The sequence below is a fragment of the Bizionia saleffrena genome, assembly GCF_008086175.1.
In the GTDB taxonomy this organism is placed as follows: Bacteria; Bacteroidota; Bacteroidia; order Flavobacteriales; family Flavobacteriaceae; genus Bizionia; species Bizionia saleffrena.
Genome location: NZ_VSKM01000009.1, coordinates 53,271 through 73,500, shown reverse-complemented (window position 1 = coordinate 73,500; position 20,230 = coordinate 53,271). Strand labels below are relative to the sequence as shown.

The following is a 20,230-nucleotide window of genomic DNA, read 5'->3' as shown; positions in this document are numbered from 1 at the left end:
AACTCGTTTCACCTATTCAAAAAGTATAATCACTTGTAAATTGAACGATTAGCGATTCCGCTTGCGCAAATAAATAAATGCAACTGGTTATTCATAATTTACTACTTTTACACTACAATTAAAACACAATATTCAAGACTATGTCTGTAGCTAAAAAACAATACAAAAGAATTACCGTAAAATCGTTAGTCGATATGAAGACTAACGGCGAAAAAATATCGATGCTTACGGCCTACGATTATACTATGGCAAAAATTGTTGATGGCGCGGGTATAGATGTTATTTTAGTGGGCGATTCTGCGAGTAATGTTATGGCGGGTCACGAAACGACGTTACCTATTACTTTAGACCAAATGATTTATCATGCCTCATCGGTGGTGAGAGCCGTAGAACGCGCTTTAGTGGTAGTCGATTTGCCTTTTGGAAGTTACCAAAGTGACCCGAAAGAGGCGCTGCGTTCTTCGATTAGAATTATGAAAGAAAGTGGCGGACACGCCGTGAAAATTGAGGGTGGTAAAGAAATTAAAGAATCTATTAAGCGTATTATAAACGCCGGTATTCCGGTTATGGGCCATTTAGGTTTAACGCCGCAATCTATTTATAAATTTGGTACCTACACCGTGCGTGCTAAAGAAGATGAAGAAGCAGAGCGCTTAAAAGAAGATGCTCTTTTATTAGAAAAAGCGGGCTGTTTTGCCATTGTTTTAGAGAAAATCCCTGCAAAGCTAGCGAAAGAAGTTGCCGAGAGTGTTTCGATTCCTGTTATTGGTATTGGTGCTGGAAATGGTGTAGACGGACAAGTGCTAGTAACGCACGATATGATCGGGATGACACACGAATTCAATCCGCGATTTTTACGTCGTTATATGAATCTTTATGAAGAGATGACTTCTGCTTTCCAGCACTATAAAGAAGATATTAAAAGCGGAGATTTCCCTAACGATACCGAACAGTATTAATTTTAAAAGCGCTATTCAACTTTAATAGTTTGCTTTTTTTATGGTCTATTGATTTTCTAAATTATTTACGTAGTGTCCAAAATTTTATCTAACGCCTCCAACTTACAAGTGCTTTACGAAGACAACCATATAATCGTGGTTAATAAGCGCGCGGGAGATATTGTACAAGGCGATAAAACGGGCGATAAACCGCTTAGCGATGTCGTTAAAGAATATATTGCCATAAAGCACGATAAGCCCGGCAAGGTGTATTTAGGCACGGTGCATCGCTTAGACAGACCAACAACGGGTTTGGTTATTTTTTCGAAAACCTCGAAAGCATTACCACGACTAAACAAGTTATTTGTTTCTAAAGACATCTCCAAAACGTATTGGGCTCTAGTAAAGAATAAACCCGAAAAAGAGGCCGATACCTTAATTCATTATCTTAAAAAGAATCCTAAAAACAATAAGTCTACGGCCTATATTAAGGAAGTGCCAGAAAGTAAAAAAGCCATTTTACATTACACCATTTTAAAAGCTTTAGATAATTATTATGTATTGGAAGTGAATCTAGAAACCGGGCGTCATCATCAAATTCGTTCGCAATTGTCGCGTATTGGTTCTCCTATAAAAGGCGATTTAAAATACGGATTTGATCGCAGTAATAGAGATGCGAGCATTAGTTTACACGCTAGAGCGATTGCTTTTAAACATCCGGTATCTAATGTCGATTTAACTATTGAAGCACCGTTACCAAACGATCCGATTTGGAACGCGTGTTTGTAGTTTCTTTTTTTATTTAATTTCCTCTTCATTTTGAATGCTTTTGCGAAACACTAGAAGCTTTAAAAGTGAATGGTTATTGGTGAATAGTTTTGATTTCTGTTCCTTTTAAGCACATTAAACTTTAAATCAGTATCTTTTCCTCAGTTAAAACAGCGATTACTACCACAATTAATTCAGTTAATAAAACGAGTATGATTTCAAACAGTGTGCAGTCTCAAAAAAGCTATTTTCTATCGGGTGAAACCAAATCTGTTTCCTTTAGAAAAGAGAAGTTAAAAGCTTTAAAAACGACATTAATTCAACGGGAAGACGCCATAATTTCAGCCTTAAAAAAAGATTTTAATAAGCCTGCGTTTGAAAGTGTATTATCTGAAACTGCTGTTGTCATTTCAGAAATTGATATGACGTTGAAAAAGCTAAGCGGCTGGGCAAAACCGGAACGCGTGTTCCCATCGTTATTGAACTTCCCTTCTACCGATAAAATTTATTCTGAGCCTTACGGTACCGTTTTAATCATCGCGCCGTGGAATTATCCGTATCAATTGGCAATGGCACCGTTAATTGCTGCAATAGCCGCCGGAAACACTGCCGTATTAAAACCTAGCGAACTCACGCCAAACACCTCAGCATTACTTAACGAGATCGTCTCTAAAGTCTTTAAACCGGAACACGTGGTAGTGATTGAAGGTGGCGTAGACGTTTCGGAAGAATTACTGGCACAGCGTTGGGATTATATCTTTTTTACCGGCAGCGTAAACGTGGGTAAAATTGTGGCTAAAGCTGCTGCCCATCATTTAACGCCTACCACCTTAGAGCTGGGTGGTAAAAACCCATGTATTATAGACGAAACCGCTCCTATCGCATTAACGGCAAAACGTATTGTTTGGGGTAAATTTTTAAATGCAGGCCAAACGTGTATTGCTCCCGATTATGTTTTAATCCATCACTCCAAAAAAGAGGCGTTTTACACCGCACTAAAAGCCGAAATACAAAAAGCATATTCTAAAAACCCACAAGCGTCTCACGATTATGCACGCATTATTAATGCTAAAAACTTTGAGCGGTTGAACACAATGCTAAAAAATGAAAACTGCGTTATTGGCGGAATAACCTCTAGTGAGGCATTATACATTTCTCCGACTATTATCGACGAACCGACTTTGGGTAGCGAAGTGATGAAAGATGAAATCTTCGGCCCTATTCTTCCGGTTATTTCGTATACAAAGACTTCAGAATTAGACGCTATTATTTTAAGCTACGATAAACCGCTGTCGCTTTACGTATTTACCAAAAACACTGCTTTTTACAAAGAAATTATTGCTAAATACAGTTTTGGTGGCGGGGTTATTAACGATACGATTATCCATTTTATAAACCACAGATTGCCATTTGGAGGTGTAGGAAATAGCGGTATTGGAGCCTATCATGGTAAATTATCTTTCGATACTTTTTCGCATCAAAAAGCGATTGTTAAAAAATCGAATTGGCTGGATTTACCGTTGCGTTATGCGCCCTATAATAACAAGCTTAGTTTTATAAAACGAATTCTAAAATGGTTGTAGTCTTCAGCGATACATTAGTATTTTTCGTCTTTAAAAATCTCCCAACTGCGCTAGCGTAGACACTATTTTAAGCTAGTTACATTTTGACTCTAAATGCAAAACTATTTTGTGTCTTATAAAAATGTTGATTCTTGACTCTAAATGCAAAGCACTCTTGCATCTTTTGCAAAAGAGCGTTTATCTTTTCGAGACATTTAAAAAAGCTTCTTGATACGGGTATTCTAATTGTAATTGCATTCCATTACCTTCAGAAGACGTTAACTTAAATTCTGAATTTATAAGTTCTGCTCTATTTTTCATATTAATTAAACCCGATCCTTTTTCCGCGGAAGCCATGTCGAAACCTTTTCCGTTATCTTCTGCTGAAATTAGCAGCGCTTCTTCAGTATAGTTTAAAACCACTTTAAAGACTGTTGCCTGGGCATATTTTACGGTATTTGAAATACATTCCTGAAGAATTCTAAATAAGATAATACTCTGTTTCCCTTCCGTAAAAAGCATTGGATCGCCCACAATTTCTATAGTGGCGTTTACTAATTTTAATTTATTTAATCGGTTAATTTCACCTGTAATAGACTCTTGAAATCCTCGATTAGAAATGACATCGCTATTCAAGGTTTTAGATAAGGCACGTAATTCGCTTAAACTATCTTTTACGGCATTTTTAGTATCGGAAAATGATCCTTTAAGCTCTGCAGGTACTTGCATCGCCAAAATACTCATATTCATATTCGCAACCGATAAAATTTGGCCCACATTATCGTGTAATTCTTGACCTATATTTTTTAGTGTTTGCTCTTGAATTTCAATTTGGGTAATAGAAATCTCCTCTTGAAATGCTTGCTCACGTTCTATTTTTTCTAAAAGCAATTTATTTTTCCGCTTTTGAAACACTATAAAAAAGATTATAATAAGTGCACAGACGGTAAACAAAACGCCAATCATATAAACGAGCAAGTATCGCTCGGAAGCAGTAGACACATTTTGATTTATAAAAAAAAGTAAAACGTTATTCATTTTTAGTATTTGAAACAATTAAACCTACTGCAAAACTTAAATTCATAAATAAAATTGAAAAGAGATACACTTTAAATTTTAAATAAATATAACCATAGTCATAAATATTATAATACTTTTCATAAAATTCTAGTGGTATTGTTAATAACCAGAAGACTAAAATCCCTACACTTATATAAAAAGACAACGACCTATAGAAAACCAAAATCGAATCTGATTGTATAAGTTCTATAAAGAAAGAGAACACTAAAAACAAAATAATAAGCAACCCTAATAAACTTATTGGGGAATAAAAGTTAGTATAAAACACCTTATAGTTAATAAAAAGCAATGCTATCGATACTACAGCAAAAATAAGAGCGACATATTTAATGCTTTTTTTTAAGAGAGCGCTTTTAGCAACCTTGAAATAATAAAAAGAATAAAATAAAGGACTAACAATAATCCAAAAAAATTGAAAGAACCAATAGTTTCTACTAAAAATAGTACCTTCTACAAGATAATAAATCCAACATAAAGAATCATTTTGTTCAATCCATTCCGTATAAAGCCCTAATAACTCTACAATTAAAGCGTAGATTGTAAAGTATATAAAATATTTAGCCGCAGTACCCTTATATTTCTTGAAATTTATTAATCCTATTACAATCACCGTTGCTTCAAAAAAATAAACTAAAGAGATGTAATTTTTTAGTATAAAATCTTCCAAAATTAAATTATTGTGGGTAATTAGCTTGTGGTGGGTAACCAGCACCACCCATATCTAGAACTTTAGCGGTTGGAATATCTTTATTTGCACCGCGATCATCTTCGGTAGCTACCATAAAAATTGTTGTGTAACCTGTTTCGTCAGTTTCTGTGGTTTTAACACCTAAATACATACGAAACCCATTTGTTTTTGCGTTTTCAGATTTTGTAAGCGTAATAAAATTTTCCATATCTGCCAACGAATACCACGACGAGCGATTGTCTGGTTTTGCTGCAGCGGTATCGTTTGCTACTTTTCTTAATGTTGTCCAGTTTTCGTCAAGATCTCTTGCTTGTACTGGCGTAATTACTCCCGCAGGAACAATAGGCACTCCAGGACCTTGAGAGCTTAATGAGTTTTTTAATAATAGGTAAGTAATTCCTCCTCCTATAATAATACCGAGTACTAAAATCCCTAATGTCAACATAATTGATTAATAGCGTTTAATTGTTAATTATTTAGAGACCAAAAATAGAAAAGTTTTTTTTAACAGTTCTAGTTTAATACGCTTTTATCCTAACCAGCCTTCGCGGTCTAAACTTCTATATTGGATGGCCTCACTTATATGTGCGCCGTTAATTGAAGTAGCGCCCTCTAAATCGGCAATGGTTCGCGATACTTTTAAAATACGGTCGTACGCACGAGCAGAAAGATTTAAACGTTCCATAGCTGTTTTTAAGAGCCCTTTGGACGGTTCGTCTAGCTCGCAATGTTTTCTAATCTGTTTGGTATTCATTTGCGCGTTGTAATGCACCGTTAAAGAGTCTTCGAAACGTTGTGTTTGCAGTGCTCTCGCCAGTGTAACGCGTTTTCTAATCTCTACTGAAGATTCCCCTTTGCGCTCGTCACTTAATTTTTCAAACGGCACTGGCGTCACTTCAATATGAATATCTATTCTGTCTAACAACGGCCCAGAAACTTTACTAAGGTACCGTTGCATTTCGGCAGGACTAGAAGTGACCGGCGCACTAGGATCGTTAAAATAACCACTGGGACTCGGGTTCATACTCGCTACTAACATAAAAGACGAGGGATAGGTTACCGTAAATTTCGCTCTAGAGATTGTCACCTCCCTATCTTCTAGCGGTTGCCGCATTACCTCGAGGACTTCGCGTTTAAATTCGGGTAATTCATCAAGAAATAAAACGCCGTTGTGCGATAATGATATTTCTCCGGGTTGCGGATAACTTCCTCCACCGACGAGGGCTACATTAGAAATTGTGTGGTGTGGGCTCCGAAATGGCCGTTGCGCCATAATACCAATATTTGCTTTGATACGCCCAGCAACCGAATGTATTTTGGTTGTTTCTAATGCTTCGTTTAATGTCATTGGTGGTAAAATACTGGGTAAGCGTTTCGCTAGCATCGTTTTTCCTGCACCCGGCGGTCCAATTAAAATAATATTATGTCCGCCAGCAGCCGCAATTTCCATACAACGCTTAATGGATTCCTGACCTTTAACATCGCTAAAATCGAATTCAGGGAAGTTTAAATTCTTTTCGAACTCTTCTTTCGTATCTATTATGGTTTGCTCCAGCGGTTCATTCTTATCAAAAAACTGAATGACCTGATTTATATTATCCACGCCGTAAACCGTGAGTCCATTTACAATGGCTGCTTCTTTAGCATTTTGCGTGGGTAAAATAAACCCTTTAAACCCCTCTTCTTTTGCTTTAATAGCGATTGGTAACACACCCCGAATAGGCTGTAAACCGCCATCTAAAGACAATTCTCCCATAATGATATAATCGCCTAAAGCGTCGGCTTTAATTTGCTTAGACGCTACGAGAATGCCAATAGCCAACGTTAAATCGTAGGCACTTCCCTCCTTGCGTAAATCGGCAGGCGCCATATTAATTGTTATTTTCTTTCCGGGTATTTTATAGCCGTTATTTTGCAGTGCCGCAGCAATACGGTAATTACTTTCTTTAATGGCATTATCGGGCAAGCCTACTAAATGATAGCCAATGCCGCCATTCACATTAACTTCTACGGTAATTGTTGTCGCTTCGACACCAAAAACGGCACTTCCAAAAACTTTTTTCAGCATAAACGGTTGGTTTTGATAACAATGTAAGAAAAATTTTATAATACTGCACGAACAACGGTATCGACCACCGTTTTAATTATTTTATTTTTTAAATGCCCCAATCTGCGTTTTGAAGCGCCTGCTTTATACAAAGCTTCCAATACTAAAATGTCTTTTTGACTTTTCACTAACCATTCATAATCCGTAACGGTTAAATCTTCAGACACTAAAAGTGTTGTCCAACGTTCTAATTTTACGCGTGAAGCGGCCAAAAAAGCTTCAATATCTTCCTTTGTTTCTTCTTTATATTCTGAATAGCTTTCACCTAAAACGCGAATCAATTCTTCTTTTATCAGTTTTAATAGTTCTTCGAAATCCATAAGTTTAAGGTGTTAAATGAAGTATTTTACATGCGGTTAGTCTTCTAAAAAATCAAGAATATTGGTCGTGTTGGTTTTATTTTTATCAGCTTCGTACTTAATAATTAAATCGAAAGCTTCCCTAATTTGTGCTTTAGCTTCAGTAGTAAAAGCTTCAGACAATTGCTCTTCATCTTCCCATCGTTTTAAAAAACCGGCTAAAAGATTTCTGTCTTCATTAGCCATTAACTGAAGCATAGCATACGAAATCGAGTTACTCGGTTTATTTTTCTCGTACTCTACTAATTTCTTCAATTCTAAACGTAAAGTTGCTACCGCTTCTTCGTGATCGGAAAAAATGTTTGTCGCTTGATCTATTAACGCATCACTTTCTACTTTTAAAGAAATCGCTTGTTGATACGAATATTGGTCGTAAACAGCCGTTTTTAAACTCTGGCACGACAGCGCTAAAAAAGTTAATACAACTACTAAAAGAGACCGAGAATATTGTTTTTTTAAAAGCATACTATTTAGGTTTTGTATAGATTATTTTTAACGGTTACTATCGCATTAACGTGAAAATTAACGATGCGTTGCCGACCTTCTCTAGTGTCTAAAAAGGATTGGAAGTCTTTAATATTATCCATAAAGAAATTCTCGGTTAATATTGCGGGCATATTGGTTTTCCTCAATATATAAAAGCGGCGCTCCTTATCTAAATCACCATCGGTATAGTCCTCTCGAAGCGTTTGCTCTGGAAATTCAGATTTAAAAGCATGGCCAAAAATAGTCGCGATAGGATCGCTGCGTGTTTCTCCGGGCGTGGTAAATACTTCGAAACCGGAACCTCCTCCAGCATTAGAGTGAATACTTAATAAAAAAGCGTTATTAGAATTATAGACATTCGCTCTATTTACGCGTGTTCGTAAGGTGACGTCGCGATATTCGGGAGCAATATTAACGTAAGAAATAGTTAACCGTGTAAGCTGTTCGATAATACCATTTACAATGGCGCGATTAAATTCACCTTCATAAAACACACCATTTTCACACCAATCTTTTTGCTTACCAGCAGTTTGGTAAACACCATTTATAAGACCGCCGTGACCATTATCTAAAAGCACTAACATAGCGAAACGTATTGATTCCCTTAAAGTTAGTAAAAAATAAGATTTAAATAGATTGAATAAATTCTAATGTGCGTTTTTCGCTGTAATACAAGCTGTTTTTTTCATAAAACCCAACGTGTCCTCCGTAATCAGGCATTTCTAAGTATAAATTCGGATTGGCCATTGCTTCTTTAATGGGATAACATTCGGAAGATAAAAAAGAATCGTTTAAGGCATTTAGCAATAACGTAGGTACCGAAATATTTGGCAAAAATTGAAGGCTACTACTTTTTTTATAATAATCGTAAGCATCTTTAAAACCGTGTGCTTTAGAGGTATAAACATCATCAAAATCCTTTAGTGTTTTCACTTTCTTAATGGTTTTTGCGGATAATTCTTCGGGAAAATATTTATGTTTCCGTTTCAATTTATCTAAAAGATGCTGTTTAAAGCGAATGTTGTACAAGATGTTTTTAAAGGTGTGCAGCTCTAGCATCGACCCTTTTAAATGAATAGGCACAGAAACGGCGACAGCTCCTTTAATTTCAGACGGTATATTAGGGGTTTCGCCCAAGTATTTTAAGATAACGTTACCACCTAAACTAAAGCCATTTAAGTAAATATGAGTGTATTGCTTTTCATTTAAAATAAATTGAATAACTTCTTCTAAATCTTCGGCAACCCCAGAATGGTACGAGCGAAATTTACTATTTTCCTCACCACTGCATCCTCTAAAATTGACGCAAACCGCATCGCCTTCCGCTTCATTAAACAGTTTTGCGGCACCCAACATATAATGTCGTTGAGCATCACCTTCTAAACCGTGAAGCAAAACAATTAATTTATTAGATTTTTGTTTTGAAAAACTCCAATCTAAATCCATAAAATCGCCATCGGCAAGCGTCACGCGTTCACGCTTTTGTACAACACCACGAACCCTGCGAAATAGGCCAGAATATATGGTCGCTATATGCGGGTTTTTAGTAAAAAATGGCGGCTTGTATTGCGAGGTAATAATGGGCATTGTACTCCTGTATTTAAAACGGTTAAGATACTACTATTTGCTTACACTTCTAATGGTGTAAATTTAAAATCGGTGCCGTTAAATAAGCCTTTATCACTTAATTTTAGAGCTGGAATAACCAACAACGCCATAAAAGATAAGGTCATATATGGTGCATTTAGCGTGCACCCCATTGTTTTTGCCATCGCATCCAGTGCTGCGTATTGCTTACCAATCGTGTACCCATCTTTATCACTCATAATTCCCGCTACGGGTAAAGCGACGGTTTTAACAGTATCGTTTTTAACCGCGCAAATACCACCTTTGGCGTCGATAATAGCATTTACCGCTTCGCAAATGGCGGCATCTGTAGCGCCAACTGCAATTATATTATGAGAATCGTGCCCCACGGAGCTCGCAATCGCTCCTTCTTTTAATCCAAAATTCTTTATAAACGCAATCGCCGGTTTTTGATTTTGATACCGGTTAACAACTGTCATTTTTAAGACGTCATTTTCGGTATTAGACACCAAATTTCCATTTTCAATTACGGCATCGGCAATAATTTCGTTGGTGACTAATGCGCCATCTAAACATTCAATAACTCTTATTTTTTTTGCTGAAGACGTGTATTTAAATTCCTGAACCGTTTTAGGGTCGGTATTAAAGTTATTCAGATTTTGAAAGGCCACGTCTTTAATATGTGCGACACCTTCTGAAAAGACGGCGTTTCCATTAATGTAAGTCGTTACTGTTTTGAAGTCCTTTAAATCTTCGACTACTATAAAATCGGCAGCATCGCCTTTTTGAAGTAAGCCAACATCAAGATTGTAATGTTTCACCGGATTAATGCATGCCACTTGCAAAACATTAAATAGATCCATTTTTTTTGCCACCGCGCGAGCACACAACGCATTAATATGACTCACTATTAAATCGTCCGGATGCTTATCGTCACTACAAAACATCATATTTTCAAAATGCTCTGGTAGCAAATCGATTAAAGCTTCAAAGTTTTTAGCGGCACTCCCCTCGCGAATAATCACTGTCATTCCTTTTTGAAGTTTTTCTAAAGCCTCATCGTACGTAAAACATTCGTGATCGGTAGAAATTCCTGCCGCAATATACTTTGTAATCGCCTCTCCTTTTAAACCTGGCGCGTGTCCATCGACGGGTTTATTATAGTGTTTTGCCCACTTTATTTTTTCTAAAACCTGCGCATCATCGAATAAAACACCCGGATAATTCATCATTTCGGCGAGGTATTTTATATCTGGATTCGCCATTAAGGTTTTAATCGCATCGGCATCGATACTGGCGCCAGCCGACTCGAAATCGGTTGCTGGCACACAAGACGGAGCGCCAAAATTAAATTTAAAGGGCGTTTGCTTTCCGTTTTCAATCATAAACGCCACACCTTTAACACCCAACACATTGGCGATTTCGTGAGGATCGGAAACTGTAGAAACGGTACCGTGTGTCACTGCCAATTTTGCGAACTCACTAGGCACTAGCATCGAGCTTTCAATATGAATATGCGCATCTACAAAGCCAGGCAAAATGTAAGTCTCAATGGCGTGATCTTTCGCTTCAATCGCTGCTATTTTCCCCCCTTCAATTGTAATTTCTCCTTTGTATATGCGTTTATTTTGTATATCGACGATTTGCCCTTGTAGTGTCATTTTCGGTAATTTTTATATTATTACTGCCGTTTAAACTAAGACAGTGTTTATAAATGCGCAGTATTGTTTACGCTTCAATGGTTATTTTTAAAATCTGGGTTGTATTTTCTGTCACTTTAAACCTGTTATCCAAGCGCTTGTTAATCACCCAGACAATGTCGTCGTTAGTGCACAATAATTCAGCTCTTTCTTTCTCTAAAACAGATAGTTTTTCATCCTTAAAAAATTTGCTCAGTTTCTTTTTCCCTTGCATTCCTAAAGGATAAAAGTAATCCCCATTTTCCCAAGCTCTAACAGTTAATGGAAATTGAAGTGAGTCTTTATCAACAAAAACAGTGTTTGCGTTATGCTCTGAAATAGAAGCGACTTCCGTAATAACTAAAGTTCCACTATTTATTTTAATCCGCTCGACACCTTGTGTTATTGTAATACAATCTTCGCCATCGCTTTCCGATTTTAACGTCAATACTAATTCCGCTCTATTTTTTAAAAGGAGATGTGTGTCGCTTAATAATTGCTTTCCAGATTGCGCTGTCATTAAATCGCCAATTGCAGCACCACTATTAAACCCAAAATCTTTAAATATTTCATATAAGAAGGCTTCTGTAGACTTTAAGTCTTGTAAAACAGAAATACTGAATTTCGTGGTAACAGCATCCGAAAACAACACCGCTTCTTTTAATACTAAATCTAAACTCTCGTTTACAATCGCCTGACTCGCTTTCAAATGCGACAACGTATTTTTGAAATTGCTTAAAAATTGCGGATTAATTTCTTTTAACTGTGGAATAATATCGTGACGTAATTTATTGCGTAGATATTTTGTAGATGCATTGCTGCTATCCTCTCGCCATTCTATATTATTTATTTTAGCATAATTTTCAATTTCAGCTCTTGAAAAGGGTAATAATGGTCTTACAACAGTCTCATTAACTTCCGGGATTCCCGTTAAACCATCTAAGCCAGTGCCCCGAGATAAATTAATCAAAACCGTTTCTAGAGCATCGTCCGCATGATGCGCAGTTAATACATAATCGAATTTTAACAACGTAATGAGTTCGTTAAACCACGTATAACGCAAGTCACGCGCTGCCATTTGCGTCGATATTTTATGTGCCTCGGAAAACGCATTGGTATCAAAACTTTGTACAAACACTTCTGTATCCAAGGCATCGGCAAGGGCCACCACAAAAGTTTCGTCTTGGTCGCAATCTCCGGGTCGTAAATTAAAATTGCAATGTGCCAAAGCGACATTCAATCCTGCATTTTTGCACAAATGTGTAAGTACCACACTATCTAATCCCCCAGAAATAGCGATTAATAGGCGGCTGTCTTTTAAAAAAGGGAGCTGTTTGTTTATATGGTTTTTAAAGGTGTTTTCCACGGTATGGATTTAAATATTAGAATTAATTATCCCTATTACAAATGTAAGAAAGCATTGTAAGTTAAACTAGTTTTCGAGTACGTCGCGCATTGCTTTAGCCTTAATACCGCACTCTTCATATTCTTTTTGAGGATTGCTTTTTGCTGTAATCGCACCACCAACGGAATAGGAGACGTATTTTTTGGTTGTATTATATAGAATACTCCGGATTACCACATTAAAATCAAAATCACCATCTGGCGTAATATAACCTACGGCTCCAGAATACAATCCCCGTTTAGTTTCTTCAAGTTTTTCAATAATAGTTAAGGCTGAAATTTTTGGAACGCCTGTCATACTTCCCATTGGGAACGTCGTTTGAAGAATTTTTATAGGGCTTGTGGTTTCTTCAACTTCTGAAACTACCGTAGAAATCATTTGATGCACTTGCTCGAAAGAATATATTTTGCACAATTCTTCCACTTTTACGCTGCCACGCCTTGCTGTATGCGATAAATCGTTACGTACTAAATCGACAATCATTATATTCTCGCTGCGTTCTTTTTCATCGGACCCTAATGCGTTTTTTAAAGCTTCATCTTTAGTACTATCTTGCTCTCGTTTTGAAGTTCCTTTTATAGGTTGCGAAATTATTTTGGTGCCTTCCTTTTTTAAATACCGCTCTGGTGTTGCCGATAGTAAGAATTTATCTCCCGATTTTAAGAAGGTTGCAAATGGCGGTTTTGAAATGGCATTCAGTTTTAAATACGTTTCTAATGGATTTATGGTGGCATTTTCGGCATAAAACTCCTGACAAAAATTAGCCTCGTAAATATCGCCACGGTGAATGTGAGTTAACAGTGTGTTTAACTTATCGTAATAAGCCTTTTCAGGAATGCGTTGCTTCATTTTTAGCGTAGACGTTTCGGAAGTTGTTGGATTTTCTTTTTGGTCTTCAATCGCTAACAAGTCCTTTTCCAGCTCGTCTTCAACAGCCTTTAAATATTGTGTTTCTACGGTATTTCCTTTGATTAAAAAGAGTTTCTTCGGCTGAAAAAAATACAAATCAGGAAAGCCTAATCCGTCGAAATTACGAGATTGTAACGCTTCGGTATCATTCTTTAAATCGTAGGTTAAATAGCCAAAAATCCAATCTTTAGTACTTTTTTGGTACTCATCTAAAGTATTGAAGGCCTCTTGATAATCGGTTTGGATGGCTGTAAACGCATCGACCGCTAAAACGGCGTCATAACTAGAATACTGTTGCGTGTAGTTATTAGAATCTAACCAAACGACATCGTCAAATTGTTGCGACCATACTAAAAGTTTACACTTAAAGGCAGCAATGTCCTCCTTATTATATACCGACTTATTCCTCAATACTACTATTTTATAACTGTTGATGACAAATTTATTAAGAATTAAGCTATTTATGCTCATTATTGTCCAATAAAAGACACAATACCGCTTCACTTTTAAAATCAAGAATGACGACGGGGTTCTAAATTTCCAAAAAGTAAATAGAATTTTTAAAAAATGTGCACGCCATCCTACTTAAATCAATTACTACTAAGAAAGTTATTCTTTTAAGAGCTTAGCACTCCCGGATTTTACTAAGATTAATAAAATTAAACTATTTAAAATCGGACATTTGTGATTTATGGTATAATCGTTTCAATATTTGTAGGTCTAAACCGTTTAGAGATTGCCTTATTTTGGATTTTAAATGGAATAGAATATAACGCATACTACCATTTTAAATAGTATTTAACACCATTTTCACCAAAAACGCAAGAATGTAAAACAGATTAAGTTTTAAAAGTTACCTTTGCAGCATAATTAAAATATAATAGCGTGACTTTTCAAGATTTAAATTTAAATACCTCATTATACAACGGACTTAACGACTTAGGCTTTACCACGCCAACGCCCATTCAGTCCGAAGCTTACGGCGTTATCGCTGGCGGGAAAGATATGGTGGGAATTGCACAAACCGGAACGGGTAAAACCTTTGCGTATATGCTGCCTATTCTTAAAAGTTTACCGTATTCTAAGCAAGAAAACCCGCGTATTTTAATCTTAGTGCCTACCCGAGAATTGGTGGTGCAAGTAGTAGACGAAATCGAAAAACTAGCGAAATATATTAATACGCGCGTGCTTGGTGTTTATGGAGGCACCAATATTAATACGCAAAAACAAGCGATTGCGCAAGGTCAAGACATTATTGTGGCGACTCCTGGGCGTTTATACGATTTGGCATTAAGCCGTGTATTACAATTAAAATCGATTAAAAAATTAGTGATTGATGAAGTGGATGTAATGCTCGACTTAGGGTTTAGACACCAACTCATTAATATTTTCGATATTTTACCAGAGCGTCGTCAAAATATTATGTTCTCGGCAACGATGACGACAGATGTGGATGAGTTAATTTCAGATTTCTTTATTCATCCTGAAAAAGTATCGGTTGCGACTTCTGGGACACCATTAGAAAACATTAACCAAACACGTTATGATGTACCCAATTACTACACGAAATTTAATTTATTAAAAGAATTACTTCGCGATAAAGAGACCTATAATAAAGTGTTGGTGTTTGTGGCTTACAAAAAAATGGCCGATCGTCTATTCGAAAGTTTAGACGCATTTTATCACGACGAATTGTGTGTGATTCACTCTAACAAAACACAAAATTACAGACTGCGAAGTATTGAACAATTTAGAGAAGGATTTAACAGAATTTTGGTCGCTACCGATGTTATGGCGCGTGGATTAGATATTGATAATATTACACACGTTGTTAATTTTGATACGCCAGAATACCCTGAAAACTATATGCACAGAATTGGTAGAACCGGTCGTGCAGAACGCGAAGGAAAGGCTATTTTATTTTCAACTGAAAAAGAGCAGGAATCTTTAGAAGCTATTGAAGATTTAATGCAAATGAAAATCGAGCGATTAGAAATTCCTGAAACCGTAGAGATTTCTACCGAACTCATCGAAGAGGAACGTCCGCAAATAAAAGAAAGAAATAATCCTCATAAACGTAAAACGTTAGAAGAGCGCGGGGAAGCTTTCCACGAAAGATCGGCAAAAAACTCTAAAGAAAACTTAGGAGGTTCTTATAAATTTAAAATTGCTGCCAAGTATAAAAAGCCAAAAACTCGAGGTGATAAAAATTACAACAAACGTAATAAAAAATAAAATTTAGTGGTATTTCGCGTTATAATTCTCAACAAATTTAAAATAAATGTAATTTATTTTCGTTATTTTTATTCTGAATCATATGCGCCAAACTAATGCCTTCACCAATTTTAGAACTGCTTCCCAATCTTATTTCGTTTAATTACGAGACTCATTATGATGCCTTATTTATCAATCAGAATTGGGTTTTGGTAAATGGTATTTCAGAGAAAAAAGCCACTTACGTCTTTAAAGAAGAAGATATTCTCACTATTCAAGATAACGATATTGTGAGTGAAACCTCTTGGTCGATACATTTTAAGAATATTTTTTCGATTGAAACTGAAGATGGAAATATAACCGTTAAAGCCTATTTTAAAGATACGGATGTCTTGGTTTTAGAACATCAAGATAAGGACGATTATGCCTTATTTATTAATGAAGATAAGGTTAAAGATGGTATCAATTCTATAGAAGACGTTACCCATTTCTTAAAATCGAAATATCATAAAAAAGCAAAAGCACTCATTAACGATCACGAATTTTATTACATCGAAAACTTCAAAGAGTTTGGACCATTTACCGCTAAAGAACTTGTGGCTAAGGCTAAAGACAAAGACGTAAGTGTGCATTGTTTTATTAGAGATGTTAACGATTTAGACTACGGCAAACGACTACGAGTTAGAGACTTGCTCCACACATAATTCCTTTTATAGAATCTCAATAAGGTATAAATTTTTGTTAAGTGTACTGCTTAGCAACTTCAGAAATTATAATTTCCCGCTTTTAAAACCTCAATATATTTGAAACGCATTTTACTCCTTATTGCAAAAATAGCAATTGGCTTATTCCTAATACTTATCCTTTTTATTCTTGCTGTAAAATGGAATGTTTTCGGTAAAATATATACCGAAGACGAACTCATCAACTACAAAAACGAAACAGCATCGGTAGTTTTATCTGAAAATCGTGTGGTTTTAGGAAAATACTTCGACAAAAACCGAACGAACGCTAGTTATGAGCAGTTCCCGAAACATTTAATAGATGCTTTAGTTGCCACTGAAGATGCGCGTTTTTTTGAACACGATGGTGTAGACACCCGAAGTTTATTACGGGTTATTTTTAAATCGATACTTACAGGCGACAAACGCTCTGGCGGTGGAAGCACCATTTCGCAACAGCTGGCTAAAAATATGTCGGGAAGAAGTAGCCACGGTTTTTTGAGTCTTCCTGTAAATAAGGTTAAGGAGATTATTCAAGCCAAACGCATTGAATCTATCTACTCCAAAGAAAATATTCTGACTCTCTATTTTAATACGGTCTCTTTTGGTGAAAATATTTATGGTATTGAAAGTGCCGCTTTACGCTATTTCAACAAAAAAGTAAGCGATTTAACCATTGAAGAAGCTGCGGTGCTTGTCGGTATTTTAAAAGCCAACACGTACTATAATCCTAAGAAAAATCCTAAAAACGCTGTAATGCGTAGAAATGTGGTGTTAAGTCAGATGCAGCGCTACGATTATTTAGATAAAAAGACGGCAGATTCATTGAGTGAAATACCGTTAAAGTTGAATTACAATAATTTGACATCAAAAAATAACGCAGGCCATTTTTTGACTTATGTAAAAGGAGAAGCTTCAAAAATTATTGATTCCATCAATAAAAACAGCAAAACAAAATACAATTTAGAAAAAGATGGTTTAATTATCTCCACCACTTTAAACGAAAACTTACAAACGTATGCTACAGACGCTTTCGAGTCGCATTTAAGTGTGATGCAAGAAAAAATAAGAGCACAGTACAATAGTAATGCGTCACAAAAGCGTGCCTTAAACACATTGGTTGAAGCACAATTAAAACAGATGAAAATACATCCCGATTCTGCCAAACTAAGAAGCCGACAATTGGTATTTAATTGGAAAGGTTTGGAAACGGATTCTATTAGTATTGTAGATAGTTTAAAACTAGAAAACACAATTCTTCACGCGGGATTATTAGCGATGTCACCAAAAACAGGCGCAGTAAAAGCCTATGTTGGCGGTATTGATAACCAACGTTATGCTTACGACCAAATCTTTTCGCAACGTCAATTGGCCTCCACTTTTAAACCGATTTTATACGCGACCGCTTTCGAAAGTGGCAAACAACCGTGCTATTATTTAGATAACGATTCTATTAAACTGAGCGATTATAAAAATTGGAATCCCACTAATGCCGACCGTACTTTTGGAGGAAAATATTCCTTACAAGGTGCTTTATTAAATTCTAAAAATATTCCGACAATAAATTTATATTTAGAAACGAATTTCACGAAGCTAGATACAATTTGGTCACGTTTAAACTTTAGTTCTAAATTACAAAATGTGCCTTCTTTAGCTTTAGGAACCACAAACGCGAGTATTTATGAAGTTGCAAATGCGTATAGTGTATTCGCAAATTCAGGAAAAACGACCACACCCTACGCTATTGTGAAAATTGAAACCGCTTCGGGAGACATACTTTACGCGCATAAAAACCAAGAGCCAAAAGAAGTGCTTTCTAAACGTACCACAGCTTACATAAACGAAATATTACAAAATGCGATTGCTCGAGGAACGGGACAACGCATACGCAACCAATACGGCATATCATTACCATTAGCTGGAAAAACAGGAACGTCTCAAGATTACACCGATGCTTGGTTTGTGGGGTACAACCCAAATATTGTGGTGGTTAGTCGCGTAGGTTGTAATTCGCCAAAAATTCATTTTAATAATGGTTTAGGAGCAGGAAGTTCACTGGCCTTGCCTTTAGTTGCCAAAACATTACAAAAAGCAGAACGAAATACCGACTTAAAAAAAGAGCTCACAGCTTCTTTTGTATCACTTACCGAAGAAGAACGCAACCAATTGGACTGCGAAGATTTCAAAGAAAAAACGGGTGTTGAAAAATTCTTCGAACTGTTTAAAGACAAGGAAAGTTCCTTCGAAAAAGAACAAGAAAAAGCTAAAAAGAGAGAGAAACGCAAGGAAAAAGGCTTTTTAAAGCGTTTATTCGGAAACTAAAAGTATAAAAAAAAGAGAACCAAATGGTTCTCTTTTTTTTTATATAATTTTACTATTAATGTAATAATTACTCCTGTAATCCGGGAACAGTAACCATTTCATTAACATCTTTATCGTAATCAATCCCATCAACTTTAAATCCGAATAAATTAAAGAAATCAGTATTATACCCTTCTAAATCGCCAATTTCAGGCAACGTTTCAGTAGTTGCAATTTTCCAAAGCTCTAATACTTTTGCTTGAATGTCTTCACGCATTTCTAAATCGTCAACGCGAATTCTACCTTCACTGTCTAAGGTCATATTTTCAGCATATAAACGCTCATTAAACAAACGTTCTATTTGCTCGATACAGCCTTCGTGAATGCCTTCTTCTTTCATTACTTTGTACAGCAACGAAATATATAAAGGAATTACAGGAATCGCCGAACTCGCTTGTGTTACCAAAGCTTTATTTACCGAAACATACGCTTCACCATTTATAGCTTTTAATTGGTCTTTAATTTTAAAAGCAGTAGCTTCTAAATGGTCTTTAGCACGACCGATTGTTCCTTTTCTGTAAACCGCTTCCGTTAATGAAGGACCAATATAAGAATAAGCAACAGTTTTAAAATCTTCGGCTAAAGCATCATTTTCTTGTAATGCATTAATCCAAAACTGCCAATCTTCACCGCCCATTACCGCGACTGTATTTTTAATTTCTTGTTCGTTACACGGCTCAATCGTAATTTCTTTAACTTCACCCGTATGGAAATCTACCGTTTTATCAGTAAATGTTTGTCCGATAGGCTTTAAAGTCGATTTAAATTTTTCGCCCGTATCAGGATGTTGTCTCACAGGAGAAGCCAAACTATACACTAGTAAATCTATTTTCCCTAAATCTTCTTTAATCAGTTTTATGGTTTGTGCTTTAACTGCGTTAGAAAACGCATCGCCATTGATGCTTTTTGCATACAAACCGTCTTTGTGTGCTTGCGTCTCGAAGGCTGCCGAGTTGTAATATCCCGGAGATGCCGGTCGCCCGTCGGTAGGTGGTTTTTCGAAATACACCCCAATAGTTGAGGCGTTAGAACCATAAGCACTAGTAATTCGTGATGCTAAACCAAATCCTGTTGAAGCCCCTATAACCAAAACGCGCTTTGGTCCGTTTGCTGTGGGATGGTCTTTTATATAATTTATCTGACTTAAAACATTGCTTTTACAGCCCTCTGGGTGTGATGTTAAGCAAATAAATCCGCGTGTTTTTGGTTCTATAATCATTCTTCTCCGTTTTATTTAATCGTAGTTTGTAACAAATTTAGCGTATATATATGTAATGAAAAAACTTAAACCTCGTGTTTATAACTAATATCGGGACTACAACGAAAAAAGCGAACCGTGGGGTTCGCTTTTTTGCTATGTATAGT

Annotated in this window: 17 protein-coding genes; 6 read left to right on the top strand and 11 right to left on the bottom strand. The window is 36.3% G+C overall.

From position 1 onward, the window contains the following. The first annotated feature begins 140 nt into the window (after positions 1 to 140). The 3 genes from panB (at position 141) to ES676_RS09945 (ending at position 3,289) form a co-directional block, all read left to right on the top strand. Positions 141 to 959 carry a 3-methyl-2-oxobutanoate hydroxymethyltransferase gene (gene panB / locus ES676_RS09955; protein WP_148370177.1) on the top strand — a complete coding sequence of 273 codons (819 nt, stop codon included), beginning with the start codon at positions 141 to 143 and terminating at the stop codon, positions 957 to 959. Positions 960 to 1,031: 72 nt separating this feature from the next. Then, positions 1,032 to 1,727, top strand: coding sequence for an RluA family pseudouridine synthase (locus ES676_RS09950; RefSeq protein WP_148370176.1), 696 nt, complete (start codon positions 1,032 to 1,034; stop codon positions 1,725 to 1,727). Between the two features lie 191 nt (positions 1,728 to 1,918). Next, positions 1,919 to 3,289, top strand: a complete 1,371-nt coding sequence (locus ES676_RS09945; RefSeq protein WP_148370175.1) for an aldehyde dehydrogenase — start codon at positions 1,919 to 1,921, stop codon at positions 3,287 to 3,289. 177 nt (positions 3,290 to 3,466) lie between these two features. Here ES676_RS09945 and ES676_RS09940 read toward each other — a convergent pair whose 3' ends face one another. The 10 genes from ES676_RS09940 to ES676_RS09895 all read right to left on the bottom strand — a co-directional run bounded on the left by ES676_RS09940 (position 3,467) and on the right by ES676_RS09895 (position 14,039). Next, entirely contained in the window at positions 3,467 to 4,306 is an 840-nt protein-coding gene (locus tag ES676_RS09940) for a sensor histidine kinase (protein WP_246124378.1), read from the bottom strand. Positions 4,307 to 5,022: 716 nt separating this feature from the next. Beyond that, entirely contained in the window at positions 5,023 to 5,481 is a 459-nt protein-coding gene (locus tag ES676_RS09935) for a hypothetical protein (protein ID WP_148370174.1), read from the bottom strand. A gap of 84 nt (positions 5,482 to 5,565) precedes the next feature. Then, on the bottom strand, positions 5,566 to 7,104 hold the full coding sequence (locus ES676_RS09930; protein WP_148370173.1) for a YifB family Mg chelatase-like AAA ATPase: 1,539 nt from the start codon (positions 7,102 to 7,104) through the stop codon (positions 5,566 to 5,568). A gap of 35 nt (positions 7,105 to 7,139) precedes the next feature. Further along, on the bottom strand, positions 7,140 to 7,463 hold the full coding sequence (locus ES676_RS09925; protein WP_148370172.1) for a hypothetical protein: 324 nt from the start codon (positions 7,461 to 7,463) through the stop codon (positions 7,140 to 7,142). A 36-nt stretch (positions 7,464 to 7,499) separates the two neighbouring features. Next, positions 7,500 to 7,967: a hypothetical protein gene (locus ES676_RS09920; protein WP_148370171.1), complete on the bottom strand. Its 468-nt coding sequence runs from the start codon at positions 7,965 to 7,967 to the stop codon at positions 7,500 to 7,502. 5 nt (positions 7,968 to 7,972) lie between these two features. Beyond that, the gene (locus tag ES676_RS09915) at positions 7,973 to 8,572 is read right to left on the bottom strand and encodes an N-acetylmuramoyl-L-alanine amidase (protein WP_148370170.1); all 600 of its coding nucleotides are present in this window, start codon (positions 8,570 to 8,572) and stop codon (positions 7,973 to 7,975) included. A gap of 43 nt (positions 8,573 to 8,615) precedes the next feature. After that, positions 8,616 to 9,575, bottom strand: a complete 960-nt coding sequence (locus ES676_RS09910; RefSeq protein WP_148370169.1) for a YheT family hydrolase — start codon at positions 9,573 to 9,575, stop codon at positions 8,616 to 8,618. A gap of 41 nt (positions 9,576 to 9,616) precedes the next feature. Then, positions 9,617 to 11,236 carry an adenine deaminase gene (gene ade / locus ES676_RS09905; protein ID WP_148370168.1) on the bottom strand — a complete coding sequence of 540 codons (1,620 nt, stop codon included), beginning with the start codon at positions 11,234 to 11,236 and terminating at the stop codon, positions 9,617 to 9,619. 67 nt (positions 11,237 to 11,303) lie between these two features. After that, entirely contained in the window at positions 11,304 to 12,620 is a 1,317-nt protein-coding gene (gene tilS, locus ES676_RS09900; RefSeq protein WP_148370167.1) for a tRNA lysidine(34) synthetase TilS, read from the bottom strand. A 66-nt stretch (positions 12,621 to 12,686) separates the two neighbouring features. Continuing rightward, positions 12,687 to 14,039 (bottom strand): anthranilate synthase component I family protein, encoded by a 1,353-nt coding sequence (locus ES676_RS09895; protein WP_148370166.1) that lies wholly within the window; start codon positions 14,037 to 14,039, stop codon positions 12,687 to 12,689. Positions 14,040 to 14,453: 414 nt separating this feature from the next. Here ES676_RS09895 and ES676_RS09890 point away from each other — a divergent pair, with 414 nt between their 5' ends. The 3 genes from ES676_RS09890 to ES676_RS09880 all read left to right on the top strand — a co-directional run bounded on the left by ES676_RS09890 (position 14,454) and on the right by ES676_RS09880 (position 18,826). Then, positions 14,454 to 15,803 (top strand): DEAD/DEAH box helicase, encoded by a 1,350-nt coding sequence (locus ES676_RS09890; protein ID WP_148370165.1) that lies wholly within the window; start codon positions 14,454 to 14,456, stop codon positions 15,801 to 15,803. Positions 15,804 to 15,898: 95 nt separating this feature from the next. After that, positions 15,899 to 16,486: a hypothetical protein gene (locus tag ES676_RS09885; RefSeq protein ID WP_148370164.1), complete on the top strand. Its 588-nt coding sequence runs from the start codon at positions 15,899 to 15,901 to the stop codon at positions 16,484 to 16,486. 99 nt (positions 16,487 to 16,585) lie between these two features. Next, positions 16,586 to 18,826, top strand: a complete 2,241-nt coding sequence (locus ES676_RS09880) for a transglycosylase domain-containing protein (protein WP_148370163.1) — start codon at positions 16,586 to 16,588, stop codon at positions 18,824 to 18,826. Between the two features lie 67 nt (positions 18,827 to 18,893). Here ES676_RS09880 and fabV read toward each other — a convergent pair whose 3' ends face one another. After that, on the bottom strand, positions 18,894 to 20,084 hold the full coding sequence (gene fabV, locus ES676_RS09875) for an enoyl-ACP reductase FabV (RefSeq protein WP_148370162.1): 1,191 nt from the start codon (positions 20,082 to 20,084) through the stop codon (positions 18,894 to 18,896). Between the last annotated feature and the right edge of the window lie 146 nt (positions 20,085 to 20,230).